Source organism: Exiguobacterium sp. J17977, assembly GCF_018616375.1.
GTDB classification, from domain to species: domain Bacteria; phylum Bacillota; class Bacilli; order Exiguobacteriales; family Exiguobacteriaceae; genus Exiguobacterium; species Exiguobacterium mexicanum.
Map to the genome: position 1 here is coordinate 283,209 of NZ_JAEQBB010000003.1, position 22,862 is coordinate 306,070.

At 53.4% G+C, this 22,862-nt stretch carries 23 protein-coding genes; 19 read left to right on the forward strand and 4 right to left on the reverse strand.

The annotated features are described in order from the left end of the window. Nucleotides 1-1,308 (reverse strand): replication-associated recombination protein A, encoded by a 1,308-nt coding sequence (locus tag KNO58_RS07600; protein ID WP_214752754.1) that lies wholly within the window; start codon nucleotides 1,306-1,308, stop codon nucleotides 1-3. A 60-nt stretch (nucleotides 1,309-1,368) separates the two neighbouring features. Between KNO58_RS07600 and cymR the strand changes: the two genes are divergently transcribed. The 4 genes from cymR to KNO58_RS07620 are packed head-to-tail and all read left to right on the forward strand — an operon-like array spanning nucleotide 1,369 to nucleotide 4,725. After that, a complete protein-coding gene (cymR, locus tag KNO58_RS07605) occupies nucleotides 1,369-1,776 on the forward strand; it encodes a cysteine metabolism transcriptional regulator CymR (RefSeq protein WP_058763254.1) in 408 nt (135 codons plus the stop codon). 17 nt (nucleotides 1,777-1,793) lie between these two features. Next, entirely contained in the window at nucleotides 1,794-2,930 is a 1,137-nt protein-coding gene (locus tag KNO58_RS07610; RefSeq protein ID WP_214752756.1) for a cysteine desulfurase family protein, read from the forward strand. 3 nt (nucleotides 2,931-2,933) lie between these two features. Beyond that, nucleotides 2,934-4,055 (forward strand): tRNA 2-thiouridine(34) synthase MnmA, encoded by a 1,122-nt coding sequence (gene mnmA, locus KNO58_RS07615; RefSeq protein ID WP_214752758.1) that lies wholly within the window; start codon nucleotides 2,934-2,936, stop codon nucleotides 4,053-4,055. 10 nt (nucleotides 4,056-4,065) lie between these two features. Further along, nucleotides 4,066-4,725, forward strand: coding sequence for a tetratricopeptide repeat protein (locus tag KNO58_RS07620; protein WP_214752760.1), 660 nt, complete (start codon nucleotides 4,066-4,068; stop codon nucleotides 4,723-4,725). A gap of 44 nt (nucleotides 4,726-4,769) precedes the next feature. Here KNO58_RS07620 and KNO58_RS07625 read toward each other — a convergent pair whose 3' ends face one another. The 3 genes from KNO58_RS07625 to KNO58_RS07635 form a co-directional block, all read right to left on the reverse strand. Next, on the reverse strand, nucleotides 4,770-5,216 hold the full coding sequence (locus KNO58_RS07625) for a hypothetical protein (RefSeq protein WP_214752762.1): 447 nt from the start codon (nucleotides 5,214-5,216) through the stop codon (nucleotides 4,770-4,772). Further along, nucleotides 5,213-5,488 (reverse strand): hypothetical protein, encoded by a 276-nt coding sequence (locus KNO58_RS07630; RefSeq protein ID WP_214752764.1) that lies wholly within the window; start codon nucleotides 5,486-5,488, stop codon nucleotides 5,213-5,215. Before KNO58_RS07630 ends, KNO58_RS07625 begins: the two co-directional genes overlap by 4 nt. A gap of 62 nt (nucleotides 5,489-5,550) precedes the next feature. Continuing rightward, a complete protein-coding gene (locus KNO58_RS07635; RefSeq protein ID WP_251026141.1) occupies nucleotides 5,551-6,099 on the reverse strand; it encodes a VOC family protein in 549 nt (182 codons plus the stop codon). Nucleotides 6,100-6,215: 116 nt separating this feature from the next. Here KNO58_RS07635 and KNO58_RS07640 point away from each other — a divergent pair, with 116 nt between their 5' ends. From KNO58_RS07640 to KNO58_RS07710, 15 genes are all read left to right on the forward strand, one after another. Continuing rightward, the gene (locus KNO58_RS07640; protein WP_214752766.1) at nucleotides 6,216-6,902 is read left to right on the forward strand and encodes a magnesium and cobalt transport protein CorA; all 687 of its coding nucleotides are present in this window, start codon (nucleotides 6,216-6,218) and stop codon (nucleotides 6,900-6,902) included. A 70-nt stretch (nucleotides 6,903-6,972) separates the two neighbouring features. After that, complete coding sequence (gene recD2, locus KNO58_RS07645) at nucleotides 6,973-9,180, forward strand: SF1B family DNA helicase RecD2 (RefSeq protein WP_251026142.1); 2,208 nt, start codon at nucleotides 6,973-6,975, stop codon at nucleotides 9,178-9,180. A gap of 310 nt (nucleotides 9,181-9,490) precedes the next feature. Next, complete coding sequence (gene alaS, locus KNO58_RS07650; RefSeq protein ID WP_214752770.1) at nucleotides 9,491-12,130, forward strand: alanine--tRNA ligase; 2,640 nt, start codon at nucleotides 9,491-9,493, stop codon at nucleotides 12,128-12,130. A gap of 37 nt (nucleotides 12,131-12,167) precedes the next feature. Further along, nucleotides 12,168-12,434 carry an IreB family regulatory phosphoprotein gene (locus KNO58_RS07655; RefSeq protein ID WP_029595797.1) on the forward strand — a complete coding sequence of 89 codons (267 nt, stop codon included), beginning with the start codon at nucleotides 12,168-12,170 and terminating at the stop codon, nucleotides 12,432-12,434. A gap of 1 nt (nucleotide 12,435) precedes the next feature. Next, complete coding sequence (gene ruvX / locus KNO58_RS07660) at nucleotides 12,436-12,858, forward strand: Holliday junction resolvase RuvX (protein ID WP_214752772.1); 423 nt, start codon at nucleotides 12,436-12,438, stop codon at nucleotides 12,856-12,858. A gap of 13 nt (nucleotides 12,859-12,871) precedes the next feature. Continuing rightward, a complete protein-coding gene (locus tag KNO58_RS07665) occupies nucleotides 12,872-13,171 on the forward strand; it encodes a DUF1292 domain-containing protein (protein WP_021066932.1) in 300 nt (99 codons plus the stop codon). 71 nt (nucleotides 13,172-13,242) lie between these two features. Then, nucleotides 13,243-14,385, forward strand: a complete 1,143-nt coding sequence (gene mltG / locus KNO58_RS07670; protein WP_214752774.1) for an endolytic transglycosylase MltG — start codon at nucleotides 13,243-13,245, stop codon at nucleotides 14,383-14,385. A gap of 66 nt (nucleotides 14,386-14,451) precedes the next feature. Further along, entirely contained in the window at nucleotides 14,452-15,093 is a 642-nt protein-coding gene (locus tag KNO58_RS07675) for an O-methyltransferase (RefSeq protein ID WP_214719531.1), read from the forward strand. A gap of 16 nt (nucleotides 15,094-15,109) precedes the next feature. Next, on the forward strand, nucleotides 15,110-15,745 hold the full coding sequence (udk, locus tag KNO58_RS07680; RefSeq protein WP_214719530.1) for a uridine kinase: 636 nt from the start codon (nucleotides 15,110-15,112) through the stop codon (nucleotides 15,743-15,745). Nucleotides 15,746-15,812: 67 nt separating this feature from the next. Beyond that, nucleotides 15,813-16,286 (forward strand): transcription elongation factor GreA, encoded by a 474-nt coding sequence (gene greA / locus KNO58_RS07685; protein ID WP_138859707.1) that lies wholly within the window; start codon nucleotides 15,813-15,815, stop codon nucleotides 16,284-16,286. Nucleotides 16,287-16,341: 55 nt separating this feature from the next. After that, the gene (gene mtnN, locus KNO58_RS07690; RefSeq protein WP_214752776.1) at nucleotides 16,342-17,046 is read left to right on the forward strand and encodes a 5'-methylthioadenosine/S-adenosylhomocysteine nucleosidase; all 705 of its coding nucleotides are present in this window, start codon (nucleotides 16,342-16,344) and stop codon (nucleotides 17,044-17,046) included. A 75-nt stretch (nucleotides 17,047-17,121) separates the two neighbouring features. After that, nucleotides 17,122-18,081, forward strand: coding sequence for a beta-ketoacyl-ACP synthase III (locus KNO58_RS07695; RefSeq protein ID WP_214752778.1), 960 nt, complete (start codon nucleotides 17,122-17,124; stop codon nucleotides 18,079-18,081). Next, nucleotides 18,078-19,310 (forward strand): beta-ketoacyl-ACP synthase II, encoded by a 1,233-nt coding sequence (gene fabF / locus KNO58_RS07700; RefSeq protein WP_214752780.1) that lies wholly within the window; start codon nucleotides 18,078-18,080, stop codon nucleotides 19,308-19,310. The genes KNO58_RS07695 and fabF overlap by 4 nt, the downstream gene beginning before the upstream one ends. Before the next feature lie 66 nt (nucleotides 19,311-19,376). After that, nucleotides 19,377-20,909 carry a peptide ABC transporter substrate-binding protein gene (locus tag KNO58_RS07705; RefSeq protein WP_214752783.1) on the forward strand — a complete coding sequence of 511 codons (1,533 nt, stop codon included), beginning with the start codon at nucleotides 19,377-19,379 and terminating at the stop codon, nucleotides 20,907-20,909. Nucleotides 20,910-21,112: 203 nt separating this feature from the next. Continuing rightward, a complete protein-coding gene (locus KNO58_RS07710) occupies nucleotides 21,113-22,771 on the forward strand; it encodes a peptide ABC transporter substrate-binding protein (protein ID WP_214752785.1) in 1,659 nt (552 codons plus the stop codon). Nucleotides 22,772-22,862 lie beyond the last annotated feature (91 nt).

The window sequence follows — 22,862 nt, forward strand, 5'->3', positions numbered from 1 at the left end:
TCAGCGTCGTTTTTCCCAATAGTCGAGCCGTTTTTGCAGCTGTTGCTCGAAGCCTCGGCTCGTCGGCGTATAATATTTAGGACGTTTCCGGGCCAGATTCTCCGGCCAATAGTTTTGCGGGACGTATCCGTCTTTCTCGTCGTGTGGATACTTGTAGCCGGCACCGTTGCCGAGCTCACGGGCACCCGGGCTATGGGCGTCACGAAGGTGGACCGGGACCGGACCGCCTTCGACTGTGCGGACATGATGGATTGCCTTGTCGATGGCGGTGATGACCGCATTCGATTTTGGTGCCGTCGCAAGATAAAGGACGGCCTGGGCCATCGGTATGCGCGCTTCTGGGAAACCGACATGTTCGCTCGCGCGAGCGGCCGCGTCGACGATGACGAGCGCGTTCGGGTCACTGAGGCCGATATCTTCGGCCGCATGGACGTAGAGACGGCGCATGATGAAGCGCGGTGATTCACCGGCCTCAATCATGACGGCGAGCCAATAGAGGGCCGCATCCGGGTCGGAACCACGAATCGACTTGATGAACGCCGAGATGACGTCATAATGTCGGTCGCCCGTCTTATCGTATTTGATCGCTTTTTGTTGAATCGATTCTTCGGCGACTTCAAGCGTGATGTCGATGTTGCCGTCAATCTCGGGCGTCGTCAACACGGCCAATTCGAGGGCGTTCAACAGCACACGGTAGTCACCGTCTGCCATTTTGATATAATGGTCCACGGCGGCTTCCTCGATGTGAACCGGATAGTTGCCGAGTCCTTTCTTGTCAGACAAGGCCCGCTCCAAGACGACACGAAGTTCGTCTGGTCCAGGCGGTTCGAGCCGAAACACGGTCGCGCGCGACAGTAACGCCGCGTTGACCTCGAAACTCGGGTTTTCGGTCGTCGCCCCGATCAAGATGAGCTTTCCGGCCTCGAGTGCCGGGAGCAGGGCGTCTTGCTGCAGTTTATTGAAACGATGAATCTCGTCTAAAAATAAAATCGTTCGTTCTTGTTCGAAGTCGAATCGGGACTCAGCCTCACGGATGACACTTCGCAGTTCATCAAGTTTGGCCGTGACGGCGTTCAATTGGACGAACGTTGCTTTCGTATAATTTGAAATGACGCGGGCGAGCGTCGTCTTGCCCGTTCCCGGCGGTCCATACAGGATAATTGTGCCGAGGCGGTCGGCCTCGATGGCCCGGCGCAACAGCTTGCCTTCGCCGATGATGTGGCGTTGACCGATGACTTCGTCTAACGTTTCCGGCCGCATTCGGTTGGCGAGCGGTCCGCTATTCGATTGCTGAAATAAATCACTCATACGTACACATTCCTTTCGACAAACGTTTGTTCGATTAGTATAGCAGAAGGAGACATGAAGATGAAAATATCTACAAAAGGTCGTTATGGATTGACGATCATGATTGCACTGGCCCGGGAAACCGACAACAAACCGCTCAGCTTGAAAAAGATTGCGGCCCGGCATGAACTGCCGGAACATTACTTAGAGCAATTGATTGGTCCGCTCCGCAACGGCGGGCTCGTCAAGAGCGTCCGCGGGGCGTACGGCGGCTATCAGCTCGTCAAACCGGCGACGGACATCACAGCGGGAGAAATCATCCGCTTGCTCGAAGGCCCGCTCACGATTGTCGAGGACTCGGAAGCGGACGATGCCGTGAAACGGAAGCTGTGGGATAAAATCAAAGCAGCGATTGAGAAAGTGCTCGAAGAGACGACACTCGCCGATCTCGCTGAGGAAGATTCAGACGGCTATATGTTCTATATTTAAAGGTGAGGTGAACGAACATGAACTACTTTGATCATGCCGCAACGACACCGATGCGTCCGGAAGTGCTCGAGGCGATGACGCCGTATTTGCTCGAGCAATACGGTAACCCGTCGAGCATCCACGGCATCGGACGAACGGCCCGCGCCGCGTTGGACGCTTCGCGCCGGACACTCGCCACGTGGATTGGGGCGACGCCGAACGAGATCGTCTTCACGTCGGGCGGGACCGAGTCGGATAACTATGCGTTGTTCGGCACGGCTTATGCGAATCAACATAGAGGCAAACACTTGATTACGACGAAAATCGAGCACCACGCCGTCCTGCACGCGATGGAGCAACTCGAACGGGAAGGCTTCGAGGTGACGTATCTCGATGTCGACGCGACGGGCGCGGTGACGCTAGAATCCGTTCGTGCCGCGCTTCGGGACGATACGATTCTCGTCTCGGTCATGTACGGCAACAACGAGGTCGGCACACTACAACCGATTGCGGAAATCGGGGCGCTCCTCGCCGACCATCAGGCCTATTTCCATACGGACGCGGTCCAAGCACTCGGCACGGAAACGATTGACGTCAAGGCGCTCGGTGTCGATTTATTGTCGGCCTCGGCCCATAAAATCAATGGCCCGAAAGGTATCGGTTTTCTTTTTATGAAAACAGGTGTAAAATTAGCGACGCGTTCTTTTGGAGGACAACAAGAACGGAAACGTCGAGCCGGCACGGAAAACGTTCCGGGTGCCGTCGGGTTCCAACAAGCAGTCGAACTGGCTAACATCGAACAGGCCGAACGGGTGAACACGTACCAGCAAATGGCTACGGCGCTCTTCGGGCGACTCGATGAACTCGGAGTCGAGTATGACGTGAACGGGGCGAACCGCCTGCCGCACATCGTCAACTTGTATCTCCCGGGCATCGAGCTCGAACCGTTCCTCATCATGATGGACATGCGCGGCTTTGCCATCTCGAGCGGCAGTGCCTGCACGGCCGGGTCGATTGAACCGTCACACGTATTGACGGCGATGTTCGGGACATCGGAACGGACGAAACAATCCGTCCGCATCAGCTTTGGACACGGTAACTCGGTCGAAGACGTGGAACGGCTCGCCGAACGACTATCGGAAGTCGTCTCGACATTCACGAACGGAGTGAGATAATAAATGAACTTACGCACAAAAGCCCCTGCCGAGACGACGGTCGTCGTCGGGATGTCAGGCGGCGTCGATTCATCGGTGACGGCCCATCTGCTCAAAGAGCAAGGCTATAACGTCATCGGAATCTTTATGAAAAACTGGGATGATACGGATGAAAACGGTGTCTGTACGGCGACGGAAGACTACGAAGACGTCATTGCGGTCGCCAACCAAATCGGGATCCCTTATTACGCGGTCAACTTCGAGAAAGAATATTGGGACCGTGTGTTTGAATACTTCTTGGCCGAGTACCGTCTCGGACGGACGCCGAACCCGGACGTCATGTGTAACAAGGAAATCAAGTTCAAGGCGTTCCTCGATCATGCGCTTCGCCTCGGGGCCGACTTCGTCGCGACCGGGCACTACGCACGGGTCGAGTATGTCGATGGTGAGCATCGCCTCTTACGAGGAAAAGATGACAACAAAGACCAAACGTACTTCTTGAACCAGTTGTCACAAGACCAACTCGCGCGGACGATGTTCCCGATCGGTCATATGGACAAGAAAGACGTCCGTGTCATCGCCGAAGAGGCGGGACTCGCGACAGCGAAGAAAAAAGACTCGACGGGCATCTGCTTCATCGGAGAGCGCAACTTCAAAGAGTTCCTCTCAGAGTATTTGCCGTCACAACCCGGCATCATGCAGACGCTCGATGGGGAGCAAAAAGGAAACCATGACGGGCTCATGTATTACACGCTCGGTCAACGCCACGGCCTCGGCATCGGCGGCGACGGGGACCCATGGTTCGTCGTCGGCAAGAACGTCGAAGACAACATCCTCTACGTCGGCCAAGGGTTCCATCATGACGCGCTCTATTCGGACGCGTTGCTCGCATCGAAGCTGTCATGGACAGGTGCCGTACCAACAGGCGAGTTCCGGGCGACAGCGAAATTCCGCTACCGTCAACAGGACGTGCCGGTGACGATCGCACCACTTGAAAATGGCGAAGTGCTCGTCAAATTTGATGAGCCGCAACGTGCCATCACGCCAGGCCAAGCGGTCGTCTTCTATGACGGCGACATCTGCCTCGGCGGTGCGACGATTGACGAAGCGTATCGAAACGGAAAACGACTCGACTATATCGGATGAGGTGATGAGGATGAACGCAAACGAATTAGGTATTCAAGCGATGCAACAAGGTGAGTTCGAACAGGCGGCCAAGCAGTTTAACGCGGCCATCGAAGCGGACTCGACCGACCCGACCGGTTACGTCAATATGGGTACACTCTTGCAAGCGATCGGGGACCATGAACGGGCCGTCGTCTTTTACGATAAGGCGCTCGAACTCGACAACGCGTTCGGCGCGGCCCACTATGCGAAGGGGGCGCTCGCCTATGAGCTCGAACAGCTCGACTTGGCCGAGGCTTCGCTTCGTCAGGCGCTCCTTGCCGGGATGGACGACGCCGACCTTCATTTCATGCTCGGCTTGACGTACAAGGCGATGGGCGATTTCGTTCGCGCGTTGCCACGTCTTCGCGAAGCGATGAAGCAGGCGCCGGAAGACGTCGAGATTTCGTTCCAGTACGGGCTCGCGCTCGCACAGAACGAACAACTCGACTTGGCCGTCGAAGCGCTCGAGCATACGCTCGACCTCGACGCGAGCCATACGGACGCCCGTTACAACTTAGCGATCGCCTACGCGTTCCTCGGTGAACAAGACAAGACGTACGCCGAGCTTGAACGTGTGCTCGAGTTGCAACCGGATCACGCGCTCGCCTTTGACGCAAAAGCGAAAATGGATGAGCTGCTCGGCAACTGAATCAATAAAGCGCTTCTCGCAGTGTTTGCGAGAAGCGCTTTTTGTTAGTCCCAATAATGGAAGATGACGTTACCAATCGTCTTTGGCTCCCAATATTCGATTTGGTTCCGCTCTGCATCGTTTAATAACGGCTGCAGCGTCACATCGAACCGTTCGTTAAGCTCCACCGCCGATGGAGTCTGGTAAGTGTCAGCAAACAAGTCGGTCAGCTCGGGTACATCGATGAATTCATACTGGAACGGTTCGAGCTTCGAGATGCCTATGATCGGATACACTCTGCTGAGCAGCACATAGATGCTTCGTCCTCGGATGGTGATCGTCGCTTGGTCATAGTTCGGGGTGACCGAGTCCCCGAGGATGATGCTACACGTCCCACCTTTCCGACGGGCGTAATCGAAACAAACCATTTGGAATGTTCGATCATCAAACTCGGGGGTGGGGCAGTCGCCGTATGAAAAACCGGTGATGCATGTTGGGAGAATAAGCGTCATGCCGACACCTCCCCGATAATCCAAACCGAAATATTAAACATCGTCACGAACAACATACCGGCGAGCGCGATATAGCTCCATATGACGCCCGTTCCTGATTTGGCCCGACGTATTCCGTCCGTTACGATAAGCAACATGGCGCCGAATGACAAAAACGACAACGCTGCAAACGAAGTCGGCCGGTCGAGTGTGGGAAACGTATCAATCACGAAATAGAGTCCGAGTGTGAGTAGGATTAACCCCGTCATAATGAGAAGCGGAAAGAAACGCATAAGACACAACCTTTTCCATTTTCTCTCATCGTATCATGCAGGTGGTCGAGCGTATATGTGAATCAGAGCTGCTTCGTCGTGATTTTCACGGGCTCGCCACCGAACTTCTCATACGCCTCGTCCATGTTTTTCGTATACAGCTCGATGACGTTTTTGCTCGGGTCTTTAAAGTAGGCCGAACGCTCTTTGCCATTGACCGTCTCGTCTTCGTCCCACGTCCGGAGTTTCGTCGGGATGTTTGACGCCTCTAACACCTCGAGCGCTTGATCGAACGAGTCCATCGGCACGTAGAACGCGCAGTGGACGTGGGCACCGCCCTCATCATAGAGTGTGTCCCACTCGGTCACGTCCTCTTGGCGATTCGATTCTTCTTCCGATGTGAAATCACGTTTCAGCCAGAGACCAAGACGGGTGTTCCCGCCGACATAGAGCCACGTCGCCCACGGTTCGTCCGCCTGTTCTTGTGCTTCGCTCGGCTCGGCATCGTCACCGACCCATTGTTCGACGACGGGGAGTCCGAGTTTGCCGTGCCAAAAGTCGACGGCTGCCTCCATATCGGTCACTTCTAACACGAGTTCACACAAGCCACTAATTGGAATACGTTTCGTCATACATAGTCCCTCCTTCATAGGTTCACTCCGACAGTTCCCGCTTTGATTCGACGAAAAACGTGCATAGCCGTCCGATTGTTCGGGAAATGAGATAACAATTGAGAGGGGAGAAGTGTATGCGCTTAATCAGTCTGGTCAGTGTCTTTGTCTTTTTGATTATCGAATGGTTCATGCTCGGTCGTCTGTTTGCCGCCATCGACGAACGTTTAGCGACGGGCGAATGGACGAATAATCTGTTGTTCCGTGTCGTCGTCGAGTCGGAGCGGGCGACGACTGTCCTGTTACTTTTATTTGCGACGTTCTTCGTGATTGGTGTCCTTATGCACTGGGTGTTGTCGGCCCAGCGGTCTTGGTCTGTAACGCTCGGGACGGTCGGGGTGGCCTGGGTCGTACCGGCCCTGCTCGCGATTGTGGCTTGGTTCATCCCGAATCCATACGTCCAGCTCGTCATCATCGTGTTGCAACTGTCGTTCATCCCGCTCATCCCGTTCGTCGGACAGACGGTGCGGCTCGGTCATGTCGTGCTCAATTGGGGCGTCCATGTCGTTGCCGCAGGGCTTGTCTTGTTGCTTCAGCGGCCATCGCTCGAGCAACTGTTCCGCATCGAACGGACCGAATTGTTCGAGCGGATCGAAGGCTACGTCAATTCGGGCGAACTGGAGCGGTTCGAGCGGTTGCTCGAGAATGTAGACTTGGAACAGCTGGAACGGATTTTGAACCGAATCGACGTCGATCAACTGATTCGCATCCTCGAACGGGTCGACCTCGACCAACTCGAGCGCATCCTCAACTTGTTCAGTTAGGCGATTTGTCCTATCGTTTCAACTCGGGCTATAATGGGGGATGGAAAACTAGCTGGAGGTGGCTCGAATGATGGCAGCACCTTACGAGTTGACAGGAAAAGTCATCCGCGTCCTGTTTCAATCGGAAGAAGAAGCGCACACGATCGCGCTCGTACGTATAAAAGAAAAGAATTTTGAGACAGACGAGACCGAGATGGTCATCGCCGGCGTCGGCGTCGGTATTGAGAAAGGCGAGACGTATAAGGCGCACGGCCGGCTCGTCGACCATCCCCGGTTCGGGAAACAGATGAAAGCAGAGTGGATTCGCCGGGTCGTCCCGATGACGAAGCGCGCCGCCGTCCGCTTTTTGACGAACGGTTCGTTCCCCGGGATCGGCCAAAAGACGGCCCAGAAGATTGCCGATGCACTCGGAGACGACTGCATCGACCAAATCGTCAAGCATCCGAGCCTTTTGTCAAACGTCGATGGCTTGAAAGAGAAACAAGCCCGCGTCATCACCGAACGGTTGAACATCTTGTATGGGGTCGACCAGTTGCTCTTATTTTTAGCGCCGTTCGACGTGACGCCGCGCCTCGCCTCAAAGATTCATAAAGAGTATGAAGGACGGGCGATGGAGACGATTGAAAAAAATCCGTACGCCCTCATGTATGACGTCCCTGGAATCGGCTTCAAGACGGCCGATGCCATCGCCGCCCACTTCGGGATTCAAGGAATTCACCCGGAGCGGATTGCCGCAGCCGTGTTATACGTCCTTGAGCTCGAGCAAGGCAACGGGCATTTGTTCGTCACGGCCGACCAACTCGCGAGCGAGATGCCACGCATCATCGGCGGCGATCCGGGCGAGGCACTCGTCTCGGCGCTCGAGACGCTCGCGAATGACGAGCGTGTCATCGTCGAAGACGGGGTCGTCTATCATCCGCGGGTGTACCGGGCCGAACAAAAAGCGGCCGAGGAACTCGCGCGCATCATGTCGACCTCGACGACAGAAGACGTCGATATGACGACGATTTTCGATGCGGTCGGACGCGTCGAAGAGATGTTCTCAATCGAATATGCGACGCAACAACGGGAAGCGATTGAGCTCGCCTTGAAGTCGCCGCTCATGGTGCTCACCGGTGGACCGGGGACCGGGAAGACGACCGTCGTCCGCGGCATCATTCACGCGCTCAGCGACGTGTTCGATTGGAAGCTCGAACCCGTACAGAATCAACCGTTCCCGTTCGTGCTCGCCGCACCGACCGGCCGGGCCGCGAAACGGCTCAGTGAGTCGACGGGGCTGCCGGCCTCGACGATTCACCGGTTGCTCAAGTTTGACGGCAGTTCATTCCAAGTCGATGATACGAATCCGCTCGTCGGAAAAGTGCTCATCGTCGACGAGGCGTCGATGATTGATATCTTCTTGTTCCGGAGTCTGCTCCGGGCCGTGCCGAACGGGATGAAGATTCTGTTCGTCGGGGACCGTGATCAATTGCCTTCGGTCGGACCTGGCCAAGTGCTCGCCGATTTGATGGCAACCGACGGCATCCCGGTCGTCCGACTCGATGTCGTCCATCGGCAGGCGTCCGAGTCGAGCATTCTGCGCCTGGCGCACGCGCTCAACGCGAAACAAATGCCAGACGATTTACTGGCGGCACTGCCGGACCGTCGTTTTTACACGGCCAACCAAGAGACGGCGCTGCAGGCCATCTGCCAAATGGCAGGGGCCGCGCTCCGGAAAGGCTATTCGCCGTTCGACATCCAAGTGCTCGCTCCGACGTACCGTGGGATTTGCGGCATCGACGGGTTGAACGAGGCGCTCCAAAACGTGTTCAATCCGAAATCGGCCGCCCGTGAAGTGAAGCACGGCAACCGGACGTATCGAAACGGGGACAAAGTGCTCCAACTCGTCAATAACGCCGAGGAGAACGTCTATAACGGTGACATCGGCGAAATCACGAACATCTTTTACGCCAAAGAGAACGTCGATAAGGTCGATAAAATCTATATCCGTTTCGATCAAACCGAGGTCGAGTATAACCGGAGCGAATGGGACCAGTTCACCCACGCCTATGCCATCACGATTCATAAGTCGCAAGGGTCCGAGTTCCCGATCGTGCTCATGCCCGTCTTCTTCAACGGCGGTTTCCGCTCGTCGCGCAACTTGATTTATACGGCTGTCACGCGGGCGAAGAAGAGCTTGCTCTTGTTCGGGGACGTGCGTGCGCTCGAGGCAGCGACACGGGAAGAGGAACCGGTGCGCCGGACGAAACTCGTCGAACGGCTAGGCGGCAAGTCTTGACGTCTTTCGACTGACGTGTGATAATGACGAATAGAAAACTGAAACGATTAAAGACGATGAAGGAAATGAGTACGTCGTAACCGCCTCACCAGAGACATCTTCCTAGGCTGTGAGAAGATGGGGATCCGGTCGACCGAAGCTAGTCTGGAGTCCCCACTCACCCTGGGCGCCTCATCCGCGTTATCGGATGTTCGAGGCACGGCTTTGCCGTGCGAACGAGGGTGGTACCACGAAGCGATGCTTTCGTCCCTTTCCACAGGGATGAGCATCGCTTTTTTTCGTTTCGTTTAAACTGAAGGAGGAATTGTTGATGAAACCGCTCAAACCATTAACTGGCGCACAGATTCGCCAAATGTATTTAGATTTCTTCAAATCAAAAGGACACAGTGTCGAGCCGAGTGCCTCACTCGTACCGGTCGAGGATCCGACGCTTCTTTGGATCAACTCAGGTGTCGCGACACTTAAAAAATACTTTGATGGCCGCGTCATTCCAGCCAACCCGCGCATCGTCAACGCGCAGAAGTCGATTCGGACGAACGACATCGAGAACGTCGGGAAGACGGCTCGTCACCATACGTTCTTCGAGATGCTCGGGAACTTCTCGGTCGGCGACTACTTCCGCGAAGATGCGATTAAATGGGGCTGGGAACTCCTCACGAGCGATGAGTGGTACGGACTCGATCCGGACCGTCTGTCGGTGACGATTCACCCAGAAGATGAAGAAGCGAAACAAATCTGGCTCGGATTAGGCGTTCCGGCTGACCGCATCATCCCGCTCGAAGAGAACTTCTGGGAAATCGGGGAAGGCCCGTCTGGCCCGAACACAGAAATCTTCTTCGACCGCGGACCGGCGTTCGGTGACGACCCGACCGACCCAGAACTGTATCCGGGTGGCGAGAACGAACGCTACTTGGAGATTTGGAACATCGTCTTCAGTCAGTTCAACCATGATGGGCACGGGAACTATACCGAGCTCCCACGGAAGAACATTGATACGGGGATGGGTCTCGAGCGGATGGCGAGCGTCATGCAAGACGTGCCGACGAACTTCGATACAGACCTGTTCATGCCAATCATCCGCGAGACGGAGAAAATCAGCGGCGAGACGTATCGCGCCGACAGCAGCAAAGATGTGGCGTTCAAAGTCATCGCCGACCATATCCGGACCGTGTCGTTCGCGATTGGGGATGGGGCCCTCCCATCGAATGAAGGCCGTGGCTACGTCCTTCGTCGTTTGCTCCGTCGTGCCGTCCGCTATGCGAAGATGCTAGGCATCGAGCGTCCGTTCATGTATGAGCTCGTCGATGTCGTCGGTGATATCATGGTTGATTTCTACCCGCAAGTCCGTGAGAAGAAAGACTTCATCAAAAAAGTCGTCAAGAACGAGGAAGAACGTTTCCACGAGACGCTTCATGACGGTCTTGCCATCTTGAACGAAGTCGCGAAAGCACAAAAAGCAGCCGGTTCGAACGTCATCAGCGGAGAAGATGCGTTCCGTCTGTACGATACGTACGGTTTCCCGCTCGAATTGACGATCGAGTATGCGGAAGACCATAACCTCTCAGTCGACGAGGACGGCTTCAAACAAGCGATGAACGCACAGCGCGAACGTGCCCGGACAGCCCGTGCCGACGTCGAGTCGATGCAAATCCAGTCAGGTGTACTCGCAGACATCACACTTGCCTCATCATTCGTCGGTTACACGAACCTCGGCACGGAAGCAAAAATCATCAGTTTGATTCATGATGGTGAGCTCGTCGACGTCGTCGCAGCAGGGGAAGAAGCGCAAGTCATCCTTGACCAGACGCCATTCTATGCGGAGAGCGGTGGTCAAATCGGTGACAAAGGTCAAATCGTCGGGTCGGACTTCGTCCTTCACGTGAAAGATGTCTCGAAAGCACCGAACGGCCAAAACTTGCATACGGTCACGGTCACATCGGGTGTCGCCAAGGCAGAGGTCGCAGTGACGGCAACGGTCGACTTTGACTCACGTCAAGCGATTATCAAAAACCACACGGCGACGCACTTGTTGCATCGCGCGTTAAAAGACACGCTCGGTGAACACGTCAACCAAGCGGGTTCACTCGTGACACCAGATCGTCTTCGCTTCGACTTCTCGCACTTCGGTCAAGTGACGGCTGAAGAGCTTCAGTCGATCGAGCGTCAAGTGAACGAACGCATCTGGGCGTCAATCGGTGTCGATATCGAAGAGATGAACATTGCCGACGCGAAAGCGAAAGGTGCGATGGCACTCTTCGGTGAGAAATACGGGGACGTCGTCCGCGTCGTCGCGGCCGGTGACTCGGTCGAGCTTTGCGGTGGTTGCCACGTCGGGAACACGGCTGAAATCGGACTCTTCAAAATCTTGTCGGAGTCAGGAATCGGAGCCGGCACACGTCGCATCGAGGCGGTCACAGGAGCTGGGGCTTACGAAGTGATGAACCAGCATATCGAGACGCTCGAGACGGCAGCGAAATTGCTCAAGACGAAACCGCTCGAAGTGCCGACACGTGTCCAAGCGCTTCAAGCTGAAATGAAAGAACTCGAACGTGCGAGCGAATCGCTTAAAGCGAAGCTTGCGAACATCGAAGCGTCGTCACTCACAGATGCCATCGAGACGTTCGGTGATGTCCAATTGATCGCCAAGCGCGTCGACGGACAAGATATGGACGCGCTCCGTGGTATGGTCGACGAATTGAAAGGCAAGCTCGGTTCAGCCGTCATCTTGCTCGGTTCGGCGAACGGCGACAAGGTCAACCTCGTCGCAGGGGTGACGAAAGACTTGAACGACCGCGGCTTCCATGCCGGGAAATTGATTAAAGAAGTGGCGACACGTTGTGGCGGAGGCGGCGGTGGCCGTCCTGACATGGCGCAAGCCGGTGGCCGTGATGCGACAAAACTGGACGAAGCATTGAAGTTTGCTTCACATTACGTTCAATCACTGGCATAATAGAATGTGAAGTGCAAACGGAAAGAGGTGGATTCTTGTGAGCCAAATGGATCGCACGATGCAATTCAATTTTCCAGAAGATGATAATCGAGCCAACACTCGGGAAACACTGATTACGGTGTATCAAGCACTCGAGGAGAAAGGCTACCAACCGATCAATCAAATCGTCGGATACTTGTTGTCAGGTGACCCTGCCTACATCCCGCGTCATAACGATGCGCGAAACTTAATTCGCAAAATCGAACGAGATGAACTGCTCGAAGAACTGGTCAAATCGTATTTGAACGATCGTAGAGAGGATTAATATGAAGCGAGTCATGGGGCTCGATGTCGGTTCGAAGACGATTGGGGTCGCCGTGAGCGATCTCATGGGATGGACGGCGCAAGGTGTGGAGACGGTCTACTGGACCGAGCCGGATTTTGAAGAAGCTGTCCGTCTGCTTCAACCGATTATTGAGCAGTACGATGTGAAAGAAGTCGTCGTTGGTCTACCGAAGAACATGAACGCGACGATCGGACCTCGGGGCGAGGCGTCACAGGCGTTTGCCGCAGCCCTCACCGAGGCGACCGGTTTGCCGACGATTCTCGTCGACGAGCGTTTGACGACGATGCAAGCGGAGCGGATGCTGATTTCAGCAGACGTCAGCCGAAAAAAGAGAAAGGCCGTCATCGATAAGATGGCAGCCGTCATGATTTTACAAAACTACCTGGATCGCGCAGGCAAATAAGGAGGAATTACGTATGGCAGAACTTAGCCGTAACGAAGAAGAAATGTACCGTATTCCAGATGAAAATGGAGACGAGCATTTATTCGCAGAAATTTTCCGTATGACGAGTGACCGCACGAACAAGACGTTTGTCGTTCTTGAGCCGGTCGGTAACCCGGAAACGGAAGATGAAGACACAATCGAAGTATACGCGTTCGAAATCGAAGAACTTGAAGACGAAGAGTTCGTCTTGAAGATCGTCGAAGACGACGCTGACTTCGAGGAAGTCATGGAAGCGTTCGATATCGTCAATGACGAAGTAGGATTAGACTAATACGTGGGCGGGCGGCTAGGGGAAACCCTCGTCGCCCATCTTCATAACAGAAGAACAGGGGAGAAATGCGCATGAACCATCCATCGATGTTTGATGAGAAGCGTGCACGTAACCGGATCGTTCGGCGAATTACGGTCATCATCCTTGCTGTCTTTCTTCTAGTTATCGCCACAGGTGCCGCGGTGTCGTATGCGTTCGTGAAACGATCGCTCGAACCCGTCGATCCGTCTTCGACCGAATCGGTCGAGGTCGAGGTCCCGCTCGGTGCAGGTTCAGGGTACATTGGCGAACTACTCGAAGAGAATGGGCTCGTGAGGAATAGCACGATTTTCCGTTTTTATACACGATTTAAAAATGAATCATCGTTCCAAGCGGGGACGTATACATTGTCTCCGTCACAGTCGCTTGACGAGTTGATCGCCACGCTGAAGACCGGGAAAGTCATCGTCGTCCCGGACATCAAATTGGTGATTCCGGAAGGCTTTACGATCGACCAGGTCATCTCACGTCTCGCTAAAGTTGCGGAGATTCCGAAAGAAGAGATTTCGGCCCAGCTGAGCGACGAGGAGTATATCCGCTCGCTCGTCAATGAGCATGAGATGTTGACCGACGAAGTACTCGCCGATGGGATTTATCATCCACTCGAGGGGTACTTGTTCCCGGCCACGTATGAGTTCGACAAAGGTGTCACACTCACACAAATTATCGATGAGATGTTGAAGCCGACCGAACAGCTCTATGTCGAGTATCAAAGTGAAGTCGAAGCTTCAGGGCGCACGTTCCATGAGACGCTCGCGCTTGCCTCGGTCGTCGAGAAAGAGGCCGTGTCGACGGAAGACCGACAAGAGATTGCCGGCGTGTTTGAAAATCGTTTAGCCGATGGCATGAAATTGCAGTCTGACCCGACCGTCTGGTACGGCACTGGGGAGACGTCAATCTTCACATCGTTCAACGACCTTCAAAACGATTCGCTTTACAACACGTACCGCTATGAAGGCATCCCGATTGGGCCGATCGCTTCGGTCAGTCGTGACGCGTTCGTCGCCACACTCAACCCGAACGATACGGATAACGTTTATTTCTACGCCCGACCACCACGTGAAGGATTCCCGAACGGGGAAGTCTTGTTCGAAGTGGACTATGAGGCGCACCAACAAAACGTCAACAAGTACCGTCCGGAGTGGGAAGCGTTCGAAGAAGCAAACAACAATTGACGGATATGCGACCGGAAGCCTAGGCTTCCGGTCGTTTGAATGAATAGAGAGTAAGAGGTGTACGACGTGGAACATTCATCCTATGAAGGTTACGTGGAAAACTTGGTCACGCCGCGGTCCCCGCTCTTGGCGGAGATGGAGGCGTTCGCGAAAGAACACCACGTGCCAATCATGGACTTGACCGGTTCAGAAGTGTTGCTGTCGCTTCTGGCGTTGCAGCGCCCGGCCCGCATCCTCGAGGTCGGGACAGCCATCGGCTATAGCGCGATTCGGATGGCCGAGCTGTTACCGGACGCTGAAATCGTCACAATCGAGCGGAATGCGCGACGTCACGAAGAGGCGCTCGGCTTTATCGGACGCTCGGACGTGTCGGACCGAATCACCGTCATCCATGGAGATGCGGTCGAATTGATTGGGACGATTGAAGGAGAATTCGATGCGGTCTTTATCGATGCGGCCAAAGGCCAGTATCAAAAATTCTTTGATGGGTATGGCGCTTTAGTACCAATTGGTGGTACGATTTACAGCGATAATTTATTTTTACGAGGGGACGTCCTGCTCGAAGACGTGTCAGTGCTTGACCGCCGCCGCCGCCGGCTCGTCCGTCTCGTAAAAGAGTTTACTGAGCAATTGATGGCACGGACCGATTATCATACTGCAATTTTGCCCCTTGGTGATGGCCTAGCAATCAGTCGTAAATTACGATGAGGAGGATTTAACTTTGATGCAACATAAACCCGTCATTATCGGCGTGGCCGGGGGCACCGGATCAGGCAAGACGACCGTGGCCCGCGCGCTCGTGGATGCGTTCAAAGGACAATCGGTCGTCATGATCGAGCAAGACGCGTATTATAAAGACCAGTCAGAGATGACGATGGAAGAACGGTATAAGACGAACTATGACCATCCGTTCGCATTCGATAACGATTTATTGATTGAACATATCAAACAGTTACAAGAACATAAGGCGGTTGAGAAGCCGGTATATGATTATGCCGCACACACACGTTCGGATCAGACGATTTTGATTGAACCGGTCGATGTCGTCATCGTCGAAGGTATTTTGGCGCTCGAGGACGACCGTCTCCGTGATTTGATGGATATTAAAGTATTCGTCGACACGGACGCGGACGTGCGGATTTTACGCCGGATGCAACGTGATTTGAATGAGCGGGGCCGGTCAATCGACTCGGTTGTCGCCCAGTATACGAACGTCGTCCGGCCGATGCATCTTCAATTTTGTGAGCCGACGAAACGCTACGCGGATATCATCGTCCCTGAAGGCGGAGAGAACTTTGTCGCCATCGATTTGCTCGTGACGAAGATTCGCTGGGTGCTCACGGAACGCAACCGGGCATAAAGGAAATAAATCGTTTTCAATTTAACCTAGCTGTAATATACTAGGAGACAATGAAGGAGTGACAGAAATGGCTGAAAAACAACATTACATGACGTTAGACGGAAAAGCGAAAATCGAAAATGAATTGAACGAACTGAAGACGGTACGCCGTAAAGAAGTCGTTGAGAATATTAAGATTGCCCGCGATTTCGGAGACTTGTCTGAGAACGCTGAATACGATGCAGCGAAAGAAGAGCAGGCAATGGTCGAAGGACGGATTGCTCAACTCGAAGAGATGCTTCGTAACGCAGTCATCATCCAAGACGATGTGGCTGATAACTCGATGGTCGCAATCGGAAAGACCGTGACGTTCTTCATTCAAGAAGATAACGAGAACGAGACGTACACAATCGTCGGTGGCGCTGAGGCTGACCCGTTCACAGGGAAAATCTCGAACGAATCACCGATTGCAAAAGCACTTCTCGGCCGTACGGTCGGAGATGTCGTCAACGTGCAAACGCCAGGCGGCGACATGGTCGTCGAAATCAAAGAAATCAAGTAACACAAATGAGCGACTTCCACATGGATGTCGCTCTCTTTCTGAGGAGGCACTTATAATGAAAATTGGAATCATTGGAGCAATGGAAGAAGAAGTGAACTTGCTCCGCAACGAATTGACAGAACGGACGGACACGGAAATCGCTAACTATCACTTCTACGAAGGGTACCTCGGCAACGTCGAAGTCGTCATTTTGAAGTCAGGGATCGGGAAAGTGAACGCGGCCATCGGCACGACGCTTCTTATTGATAAGTTCAAACCAGATGTCGTCATCAATACCGGTTCGGCGGGTGGCTTCAAAAAAGGAATGAAAGTCGGAGATGTCGTCGTCTCGACCGAAGTCCGTCATCACGATGTTGACGTGACCGCGTTCGGCTACGAGTATGGCCAAGTGCCAGGCATGCCGGCAGCGTACAAAGCTGATGCTCATCTGATGGATGTCTGTAAAGAAGTGATTGAGAGCCTCCATGATGTGAACGTGCATACGGGTCTCATCGTGACTGGTGATTCATTCATCAACGACTCGAAACGTGTCGCCGACATCCTCGGGCATTTCGAAGGCGTCGCGGCCGTCGAGATGGAAGCCGCACCGATTGCGCAGACGTGCTATCAGTTCGGGATTCCGTTCGTCGTGACCCGTTCAATCTCGGACAGTGCCGACGAAGAAGCAAACTTGTCGTTCGACGAATTTTTAGAGACGGCATCAATCAACTCGGCAAAAATGGTCATGGCCGTCACGAAACGACTCGGTCAAAGTGAATAATCGAGAGGGATGCGTTGACATCCCTTTTTTATTCCCTTATATTAGTACCAGATACTAAGAATAGGGGTCATCAATATGAACATTGGAATCATTGGAATCGGTTCGTTCCTTCCGGAGCACCGGGTCACGAACATCGATTTGGAAAAACGAATGGATACGAGCGATGAATGGATTCGGACCCGCACCGGGATCGAGGCGCGACATTTGGCCGACGCTGATCTCTCGGTCGCCGATATGGCCACACATGCTGCCGAGCGGGCGCTCCAAAGCGCAGGCGTCTCAATTGAAGATATCGACGCGATTATTTGTGCGACGGCGACGGCGCCCTCGTTCCCGGCGACAGCGTGTCTCGTTCAGGCCAACCTCGGAGCCAAGCGAGCGGTCGCTTTCGACGTCAGTGCCGCCTGTAGCGGCTTCATCTTCGCAATGGATACGGCGAAGAGCATGATGCAGGCGAAAGGCTTGAAACGGACGCTCGTCATCGGGGCCGAGAAGATGGGGAACCTCATCGACTGGGACGATCGCTCGACGGCCGTCTTGTTCGGTGATGGGGCAGGTGCCGTCGTCCTCGGTGAAGACGACGTCGCCGCCATCGATTCCATCGTACTCGGCAGCGACGGGACCGGCGGAAAGTTCTTATATGAGAACGAAGAAGGTAAAATCGTCATGAACGGACGCGAAGTCTTCAAGTTCGCTGTTCGTAAAATGCCGGATATCGTGCTCGAGGCATTAGAAGGAGCCGGGAAATCGATTGATGACCTGGACGTCCTCGTGCCGCACCAAGCCAACCGTCGCATCATCGACGCTGCGATTGAACGGTTAGGGCTTCAAGAAGAAAAAGTTGTCGTCACGATTCAAGACCATGCGAACACGTCAGCCGCTTCGATTCCGCTCGCTTTGGCCGAAGCGGTCAAGCACGGGAAGATTTCAAACGGTCAGACGGTCGTCGTCGCCGGATTCGGCGCCGGGCTCACATGGGGAGCGAGTTGTCTAACATGGAATAACGCTAACATCACGGAGGAGATTAACGCATGAAACGAGTAGTCATCACAGGATTAGGAGTCGTATCCCCACTCGGGAACGATGTTACGGCAATGTGGGAGCGACTGTTGAACGGGGACAATGCAGTCGATACGTTAACGAAGATTGATATTAGCCAATATCCCGCCAAAGTCGGGGCTGAAGTCAAAGAATGGAACATTGATCACTTGGTCGAGCCGAAAGAGGCGCGCAAGATGGATTCGTTCATCCAATATTCGATTTTAGCCGCTGACGCCGCGCATCGGGATAGCGGTCTAGATGTGAAAGCAATCGCGAACGAAGTCGGGATTTGGATTGGAAGCGGAATCGGTGGGGTCGAGACAATCGACAAACAAGCGAGCATCTTGCATGAGCGGGGACCACGCCGCATCAGCCCGTTCTTCATCCCGATGATGATTCCGAACATGGCGAGCGGTCAAGTCTCGATTTATCTCGGGGCGAAAGGACCAAGCAACTGTTCGGTCACGGCTTGTGCCTCTGGAACAAACTCAATCGGGGAAGCATTCAAAGTCATTCAACGCGGCGATGCGCTCGCGATGTTCGCGGGTGGGGCCGAGGCGCCAATCACACCGCTCTCGTTCTCAGGATTCTGTGCCAACAAGGCGCTATCGACGAATCCGGACCCGAACACGGCGTGCCGACCGTTCGATGCGAACCGTGACGGGTTCATCATGGGTGAAGGTGCGGGCGTGCTCGTTCTCGAGGAATACGAGCATGCGAAAGCGCGCGGTGCGAAAATGTATGCGGAAGTCGTCGGATACGGCATGAGTTCGGACGCCTACCATATCACGGCGCCGTCACCAGAAGCGGAAGGTGGATCGAAAGCGATGAACGAGGCGCTTCGGGACGCGGGGATTCGTCCAGAAGATGTGCAATATATCAACGCTCACGGGACGAGCACACCGCTCAACGATATGTTGGAGACGAAAGCCATCCACAACGTCTTCGGTGACCATGCGCACAACTTGGCCGTCAACTCATCAAAATCGATGATCGGGCACTTGCTCGGTGCAGCCGGCGGAGTCGAGGCCGTCATTACAGCGCTATCGATTCATGAGGGACGGATTCACCCGACGATCAACTGTGAGACACCGGCAGACGATTGTGATTTAGATTATGTCCGTGACGGAAATCGGGAACTTGATATCCAGTACGCACTCAGCAACTCACTTGGCTTCGGAGGCCATAACGCGACGCTCGCGTTCGCAAAAGTAAACGACTAATAGTAGAAAAAAGTGGCAAAAACGGGTAGGGTATAAGGGTTGAGCTAACAGAGAGGAGAATGCCAGATGAAACGATTTTTCATCGGTGCCGCCTTGTTGAGTTCAGTCCTTATCCTTTTTTTCGTTATATGGTACGGACAACGAGAGCAGGCACGAGAATTAGTACCACCTGAAGAACAAATCGTGACGATTCATGGGGAGATGTTGCCGGAGCAACCGAATACGCTGCTCGCCATCGACCCGAGTTCACAGACCGTGCTATCGCATATTTATGAAGGATTGTATCGCTTCGGTGCGGACGGGGAGATCGAACCGGGACTCGTCGAGACGATGACCCGATCAGAAGACGGCGCGACATACACGTTCAAGTTGAAAGAAAGTCAAACCGTGAACGGGAATACGGTCACAGCCGAGACGTTCGTCGATCATTTCCGGATGCTCGCTGATGACGACACGAACTCTCCGTTCAGTTTCCTCTTGGAGGACGTTCTGAACGGAAAAGCAATCAGTCTCGGGACGAAAGAACCAGAGACGCTCGGCGTGAAGGCGGTCGATGCGCGGACGCTTGAGTTGACACTCGAACGTCCGATGGAAGGGTTCGAGCAGATTTTGGCGATGCCGGCCTTTCTGCCGCAGACGATGGTCGGTGAATGGCAAGAGCTTGATGCGAACGGACCGTTTCAAATCGAATCGTTGGATGCGGCCCAAATCACACTGACGAAAAACGAGGCGTATTACGATGCCGACCGTATCACGCTTGAAAAGATTATGCTATTGGCGGATGAAGGACTGGATTCAGAACCGGATGGCATCCATCCGATTCCGTACGGCACGGACGAAGCGACCATCGACTCGCTTGAAGGGAAGCTCGTCGACGTCCCGCGGAGCGGCGTCTTCTATTTGAAACCGAATGTGGATGAGTATCCGTTCGATGATGCCGATTTCCGGCGCTCGCTCGCCCTCGCTTTAAATCGGGAAGCCTTGGAAGATTCGCTCGCACGGGCCGAAGTGACGACCGAACGATTGCTCGTCACCGATGAAGCGGAACTCGATCCTTCACTCGACGGGGAAGCGGCCGCGCTGTTCGAGGATGTGCTCGAGCGACTCGAGGAAGACGAGATTGAAATCGAGTTGCTCAGTTTTGTCGATGACGAGGCACGTCAAATCGCCCAGACGATTGAAACGGAACTTGAAAAACTTCCGGGTCTGCAAGTGAACGTCGTTGAACTCCCGCTCGGGGACAAAGTTAGGCAAGAAGTCGCAGGAGAGTATGCGTTGTCGCTTTCAGGTTGGCAGCCAGACTATCCGCTATTCAGTGCCTATTTGACCCAATTTGAGACAGATAATTATTTGAATTCGAGCGGATTTGCCGACCAAACGTTTGATCGATTGATGAATCAGGCCAGTTCGACGGAAGAGCTCGATGCCCGCGATGAGGTGTATCGAGAGGCGGAAAAACGACTGCTGGAAGAAGCTGTCGTTATCCCAATCTACCAAGCTGGAAGATCTTACGCGGTCGATTCCAAATATGCGGAAATCGGCTTTCCGACCATCGGTCCTTCGTACGTCCTAACATTTTCTAAAGTTTATGAAAAATGAGCTAAAAGCCCGTCTCCCTAGGCGGGCTTTTAGCCTATAGTAAAAATTTTTTAGAAAAATCAAAATAAACACTTTGCAAAATTATCAGAATATTGTATTATTGCTTCAACGGGATTGTGGTAACAAATTTTGTAAAGTAAACTATCAGAATTTTCTACCATCGTTCATTTCGTTAAAACGAAAAAAATCAGGGGGTCATCGCAATGAATAAGAAAAAAGGTTTTGCTTTAGCAACGTCGGTAACGCTTCTATCTAGCGCATTCCTAGCGGCATGTTCGACAGGGGAGGAAGAGGGAGCAACAAATGATAACAACGCATCAGAAAATACTGATGAAGCGCAAGTCCTCAACTTGCTCGATAGCTCAGACATCCCTTCACTTAACCCAACGCTTGCAACAGACGCAGTTTCATTCAACGTCTTGAACAACGTTAACGAAGGTCTTTATCGTATGGACGACGAAGATAATCCAACACCAGGGATCGCGGAGTCACACGAAGTTTCTGAAGACGGTAAAACGTACACGTTCAAAATCCGTGAAGGCGCAACTTGGTCTAACGGCGAGCCTGTAACAGCTAACGACTTCGAATACGCTTGGAAAGAAGTCCTTAACCCGGACAACGCTTCACAATATGCTTACGTAATGTCAATCATCGAAGGTGCTGAAGCCTATAACACAGGCGAAGGCGAGCGCGACGCTGTCGGCGTCACAGCTACTGATGAGCAGACACTTGAAGTTAAATTGACTGCACCAGCTGAGTACTTCCTCGGTCTCACAAGCTTCGGCGTATTCATGCCTAAACTTGAGTCGTTCGACAAAGAGCAAGGCGAGAACTTCGGTACATCTGCAGAGACAACTCTCTACAACGGACCGTTCAAACTCGAAAGCTGGGAGCGCGAGCAAGGCTGGAAAATGGTCAAAAACGACGACTACTGGGATGCTGAAGCCGTCAAACTTGACGAAATCAACGTCAAAGTCGTTAAAGAAGTTTCAACAGGCGTAAACTTGTACGAGAACGGTGACGTTGACCGCACTGGTTTGACTTCTGAACTCGTTGCTCAATACCAAGATAACGAAGACTTCTCGACTGTCGTTGAGCCAACACTCTTCTACCTCCAGTTCAACACTGCGGTTGAAGCACTCGACAACCAAAACATCCGTAACGCGATCGACGCGGCATACGATAAAGCAGCGATCTCTGAAACGCTCCTTGCGAACGGTTCAATCCCTGCCAACTACCTCGTACCAAAAGACTTCGTAACTGGACCAGACGGCGCAGACTTCCGTGAAGCGAACGGCGACATCGGCGGCTACGACGTGGACAAAGCGAAAGATCTTTGGGAAAAAGGACTTGAAGAAATCGGTCAAGACTCTGTCGAAATCGAGCTCCTCAACTACGACTCAGAATCTGCGAAGCAAATCGGTGAGTTCATCAAAGGTGAACTTGAGAAGAACCTTCCAGGTATCACGCTTACAATCAAGCAACAACCGTTCAACAACAAACTTGACCTTGAGAACAAAGGTGAGTTCGAGTTGACATTCGCTGGATGGGGCCCTGACTACCAGGATCCAATGACATTCGTTGACCTCTTCGTCACTGACGGACCATACAACCGTGGTAAGTGGTCGAACGAAGAATTCGATGCACTCATCGAATCTGCGAAATCAAGCACAGATGCTGAACAGCGTTGGGCTGACCTTCAAGCTGCAGAGAAAATCGTTCTTGAAGAGAACGCAATCTCGCCAGTTTACCAACGTGGATCGGCTCGCCTCACGAAGCCATACGTTAAAGGAATCGTTGAACATGCGTTCGGCGCTGACTACTCGTACAAGTGGGCATTCATCGAAGGCAAAGAGCAATAAGAAACAACACGCATACAAAAAAGAGACAGGGACGCCTGTCTCTTTTTTTTGTGCCTTCAGTTTGAGCTACCGCGTTGTAAAAACAAGCCGC